Source organism: uncultured Campylobacter sp. (assembly GCF_938040115.1).
Classification (GTDB): domain Bacteria; phylum Campylobacterota; class Campylobacteria; order Campylobacterales; family Campylobacteraceae; genus Campylobacter_A.
This window is the reverse complement of the sequence record NZ_CALHXD010000191.1, coordinates 1-4,976: the sequence shown is the minus strand read 5'-3', so window position 1 is coordinate 4,976 and position 4,976 is coordinate 1. Positions and strand designations below refer to the sequence as shown.

The window sequence follows — 4,976 nt, the reverse complement described above, 5'->3', positions numbered from 1 at the left end:
GAGCCGCCTTTTTTTATGTTATTGTTTTTTATATACTGATCGACTAGTTTGTCGCGATAGTCTCTGCCTCGGTCGGTTTGTCTGTAACCGCCGTATGGAGGGTCCATATATATCACTACGTCGTCGTCGTATCTATCTCGGTGGCGGCGTTTTTTGTATTTGTAGCTGTTATCCGGGATGACTATTAAAGATTCGTTTGAATAACGGTCGTAAGCGTTTGCCAAATTTAAACAAAACGCTGTAAAAAGAGCGATTAAAACAAGTTTTTTCATGTCAAATCCTTTCTGGTTATTTCTAAATCATTTTATAACATCAAATTTAAAATAAAGTAAATTTTTAGCGCAAATATATTACAATTTTGTAAATTTATCTAAGGAGTTATAAATGAAAAAATCGTTTTTTAACGCATCGAAGATTGCGACTTTGGCTTTGCCTTTTCTTTTGACGGGTTGTATGTCGTCGATGAGTATGGGATCGCCTGGGGCTAAAACGACGGCTACTGGCTCAGCTGCGGGTTCAAGCGCGCACAATACTAACTCTGGACTAACCAGATGTACCGAGTCTATGGGTACGGTTACGATTTATGAGGATAGAAATAGCGACTGGTACTCCGTCGTAACCGGGCAGTACAAACTAACATCTACTATCCCGGTTCTTAGGCTCCTAGCTCAGCAGTCAAACTGCTTCGTAGTCGTCGAGCGTAGCAAGGCATTTAACCAAATGTTAGAAGAGCGCGCGTTGATGGAGTCGGGCGAGCTTAGAAAGAACTCAAATTTCAAAAAAGGTCAGATGGTCGCCGCGGACTATACCTTAACTCCTACGATAACATTTAGCGAGAGCAATACTAGCGGACTAGGTGGCGTTGTCGGCGCATTTTTCGGCTCGGTTGCAGGTACCGTAGCCGGCGGGTTTAGCACGAGCGACGTAAGTACTGTTCTAACGCTAATCGAAAACCGATCGGGCGTACAGTTAGCGGCAGCCGAGGGAAGCGCTAGAAACACGGACTTTGCAGGACTTGGAGGCTTATTTGGTAGTAAGGTAGGCGGAGGACTTGGGGCCTATGCTAATACGCCTGAAGGTAAAGTCATAGTAGCAGCCTTCACCGACTCGATGAATAACCTAATAGAAGCCGTCAGAAACTACAAAATGCAAACCGTAAAAGGCGGTTTGGGCGCGGGCGGCGCGATGAAAGTAGCGGATTGATTTTATCTTCGTTAGGCTAGAGTGACCAGAATCGCTCTAGCCTTTTATAAGCGCAAAGCAATCTCTGCATTGAGCTTAAATTTGAGCTTTCGGGCTCAAATTTACATATTTTTCTACGTCAAATTTGGGTTTCCTATTTCAAAAAACCTGTGTTAAATTTACTTCAAATTCTAGTTCGAAAAATTATGACGGTGAGTAAAATCTACTCAAATTTAACTTAGTTAGAAAGCAAAAGTCCAAATTTACGCTCGCTAGTAAATATTAAATTTTACTTCGCGTGTAGCTCTTTTGCGTATTTTGACTTTTCGAGATTTTCGATTAGCTTTTGCGTGCGCATATCTCTGGCCTCGGGTACTAGATGAAACCACGTGTCGTGCAGAAATTTACGCGGGAAATAGCTATCTTTATAATCGCCGATCATCTCAAAGCCGTTATCTTCGATGAGCTTTTTTACCTCTTTTAGAAATTTTTGATTATCTGCGGCGTGCGGGTAGTTTAGGTCGTAGCAGTCGTCGCCTGCGACGGCCGGGTAGGTAAAGATAAATTTGATCCCCTTTTCGCGCTCGAGTTTTTTCATAAAATTTAAATTTTCTTTGAAAATATCGCTTATACCGATTTTGCTACCCGAAAAATCGGTGAAAAATATGTATTTTTGGCACGGCATCTGCGTGTCTTTGGCTTCTTCTACTTTGCCGATGTATTTATAATCGCCGCGTTCGCCGTTTCTAAAATCCGGCGAAAAATCGTGCACGGCTTGAGGCTTTTTGTTGATAAAGTTATCGAAATTTATCTCAAATGCCGCTATTTCTTTATAGTCTCTTATTGCCGCGTTTATAAATGCTTGAAACGGGATTTGCGATATAGTTTTTAGCTTTTCAAAAAACGGTAAATAGTCGTAAAAATGGTGAATCTCAAAAAAAAGTCCGTAGTAATAAGTATCGGGCGGAACATCGTTGATGTAGTACCTGTACTCCAAAGGCAGGATAAAAATATCTCCTTTATGCGCTAGTTTGGCCGCTCGGTAGAGTCTGTGGCGTAGCGGATATCCGCCGTGATCGGCTAAATTTATAACCAGCTTGCCGAAGTGCTTTTCAAGCATTTGGGAGTTGATACCGTGATAGGAGTTTGAGCCGCTTTCTACGATGATACGGTTTTGTTCGGTCGTGTTTGAGATGAGGTAGTTTTTATACGCGTAGTGATGAGCCGACGAAACCCTGATGAGAAACATCGCAAACGCCATATAAAACGCGATCATAACTAGCGTCAAAATAGGAAGCGTCAAAAGAAAAATTTTATATTTTTTCAAATTCAATCCTAAAAGTTAAAGTACAAAAACGGCGACTCCTGCGCGCCGGAGTTAATCGCAAAAACCAAAGCAAGCAAAAACGCCGTAAACAGTGCGGTAAGAAAGCCAAATTTTGCTCTAGCGGCCATTTCGTTCGAGTTTCGTCCAAAAATCGTAACTAAAAGCGTAATACCCATAATAGCGCAAAACGTACCCATGGCTATTTGCGGCGTTTCCATAAAATTTATTTGATTGTATCCCAGAGAGTTGCTTATGTACTCTAAGTAGTTAAAATTTATCTTAACCGAGCTAAAATCAAACATGCCTTTTAGCACTTTCATCGCGCTATCTAGGTCTCTGGCGCGGAAAAATATCCAAGTGATATTTATAAAATTAAACGTTATAAACCAGGCTAGAAATTTATTCATCGGGCGAAAATGCGCGCCGTAAAATCTACAAACCATCATCGCAAATCCGTGCAGCGCGCCCCAGATGATAAACATCCAGCCCGCTCCATGCCAAAGTCCGCCTAGCAAAAACACCGCAAAAACGTTAGCGTAAGTGCGGTATTCGCCTCTGCGGTTACCGCCTAGCGGGATATAGATGTAGTCGCGTAAAAATCTAGAAAGCGTCATATGCCATCTGTGCCAAAAATCTTGGATATTTAGCGCTTTGTAAGGGGAGTTGAAATTTAACGGCAGGATAATATTAAACATATACGAAATACCGATCGCCATATCTGTGTAACCGCTAAAATCGAAATATAGCTGGAAAGTGTAGCTAAGGCTCGTGATCCACGCCTCACTCATACTAAGCGTAGGGTAAACGTCAAATCCGTGAAGGGCAAACCTAGCGAAAAAATCGGCCACTACGACCTTTTTGAAAAGTCCGATCGAAAATAAAAAAAGTCCGATGCTTAGATTTTTATAGTTTATGCGCTTTAAACGCAGATTCGCAAACTGGGGCATCATCTCGGCGTGGTGGATAATAGGACCGGCTAAAAGATGCGGAAAATACGTCACGAAAAGAGCGTAGCGAAGGAAGCTCGGTTCTTTTACTTTTTCATGATAACAGTCTACTAAAAACGCTATTTGCGTAAATGTAAAAAAGCTGATGCCAAGAGGCAAAATAACGTGGTGCAAAGGTACGTCGGTACCGAAAATTCCGTTAAAATTTTCTATCAAAAAGTCGGTGTATTTGTAGTAGGCCAATAGGGCTAAATTTGCCACGACGCCCGCCCATAAAATAAGTTTTTTGCGAGATGGGTGAGCGCAGAGCAGATGACCGACGTAGAAGTTAAACGTAATCGAACCTAAAATAAGCGGGATATAAATAAAATTCCAATATCCATAAAAAAATAGCGAAGCGACCGTGAGCCAAAAGATACTGAGTTGAACGAATTTGAGTTTATTTAAAACAAAATAAACCCCAAAAGTAATCGGTAAGAAAAAAACTATAAACGCAAATGAGTTAAAAAGCATTTTTACCCTTATTTTAAAAGAGTTTAAATATACTCAAATTTGATTTAAATTAAGCTTTTTAAAGCTAAATTCGATAAAATCGCCCAAATTCCACTAAAAGGATCAAATTTGAGAAGTGACATCATCAAAAAAGGCTATACGCGTGCGCCGCACAGAAGCTTGCTAAGAGCGACGGGGCTAAAGGACGAGGACTTTGAAAAGCCATTTATCGGCGTGGCAAACAGCTTCATCGAGATCATCCCTGGGCACTTTTTCCTCAACAAATACTCCGAAATTTTAAAAGACGAGATCCGCAAAAACGGCTGCGTGCCGTTTGAGTTTAACTGTATCGGCGTGGACGACGGCATCGCGATGGGGCATAGCGGGATGCTTTATAGCCTACCTAGCCGCGAGCTGATCGCAAACTCGATCGAAACGGTGATGAACGCGCATGCCCTGGACGCTCTCGTGTGCATTCCAAACTGCGATAAAATCGTGCCGGGCATGGTGATGGGCGCGCTTCGCGTGAACGTGCCGACGGTATTCGTCAGCGGCGGCCCGATGAAAAAGGGCTACACCAAAAAAGGCGAGCCGATCGACCTATCCACGGCGTTTGAGGCGGTGGGTAAATTTGAAACCAAAGAGATCAGCGCCGAGGAACTAAAAGATATCGAGTGCAATGCCTGTCCAAGTGGGGGCAGCTGCTCGGGGATGTTTACGGCAAACTCGATGAATACGCTGTGCGAAGCGATGGGTATCGCGCTAAAAGGCAACGGCACCGTGCCTGCGCTTACGCCTGAGCGCGAGGAGCTCATCAGGCAGGCGGGACGCCGCATCTGCCAGATAGCGCTCGATGAAAAATACAAAATCCGCAACATCGTGAACGAAAAATCGATCCAAAACGCCCTGGTCGTCGATATGGCGATGGGCGGCAGCAGCAACACCGTGCTGCATATCCTAGCTATCGCGCGCGAAGCGGGGGTAAATTTACAGATCGCGGGGCTCAACGAGATCAGCCGCAAGATCGC

5 protein-coding genes are annotated in these 4,976 nt (G+C 43.4%); 2 read left to right on the top strand and 3 right to left on the bottom strand.

The genetic code is table 11. The features are described from left to right. Window positions 1-272 (bottom strand): hypothetical protein (locus tag Q0314_RS06565; RefSeq protein ID WP_298057664.1); only part of this gene is annotated, 272 nt, incomplete at its 3' end. A 112-nt stretch (window positions 273-384) separates the two neighbouring features. Between Q0314_RS06565 and Q0314_RS06560 the strand changes: the two genes are divergently transcribed. Continuing rightward, the gene (locus tag Q0314_RS06560; RefSeq protein WP_298057662.1) at window positions 385-1,203 is read left to right on the top strand and encodes a CsgG/HfaB family protein; all 819 of its coding nucleotides are present in this window, start codon (window positions 385-387) and stop codon (window positions 1,201-1,203) included. Between the two features lie 268 nt (window positions 1,204-1,471). Here the strand turns inward: Q0314_RS06560 and Q0314_RS06555 are convergent, their stop codons facing one another. Together Q0314_RS06555 and Q0314_RS06550 are read right to left on the bottom strand one after the other, a co-directional pair. Further along, the gene (locus tag Q0314_RS06555; RefSeq protein WP_298057660.1) at window positions 1,472-2,509 is read right to left on the bottom strand and encodes a hypothetical protein; all 1,038 of its coding nucleotides are present in this window, start codon (window positions 2,507-2,509) and stop codon (window positions 1,472-1,474) included. An 8-nt stretch (window positions 2,510-2,517) separates the two neighbouring features. After that, a complete protein-coding gene (locus Q0314_RS06550; protein WP_298057658.1) occupies window positions 2,518-3,969 on the bottom strand; it encodes an MBOAT family O-acyltransferase in 1,452 nt (483 codons plus the stop codon). Window positions 3,970-4,077: 108 nt separating this feature from the next. On the opposite strand from Q0314_RS06550, the gene Q0314_RS06545 reads away from it, so the two are divergent. Continuing rightward, window positions 4,078-4,976 (top strand): dihydroxy-acid dehydratase (locus Q0314_RS06545; protein WP_298057656.1); only part of this gene is annotated, 899 nt, incomplete at its 3' end.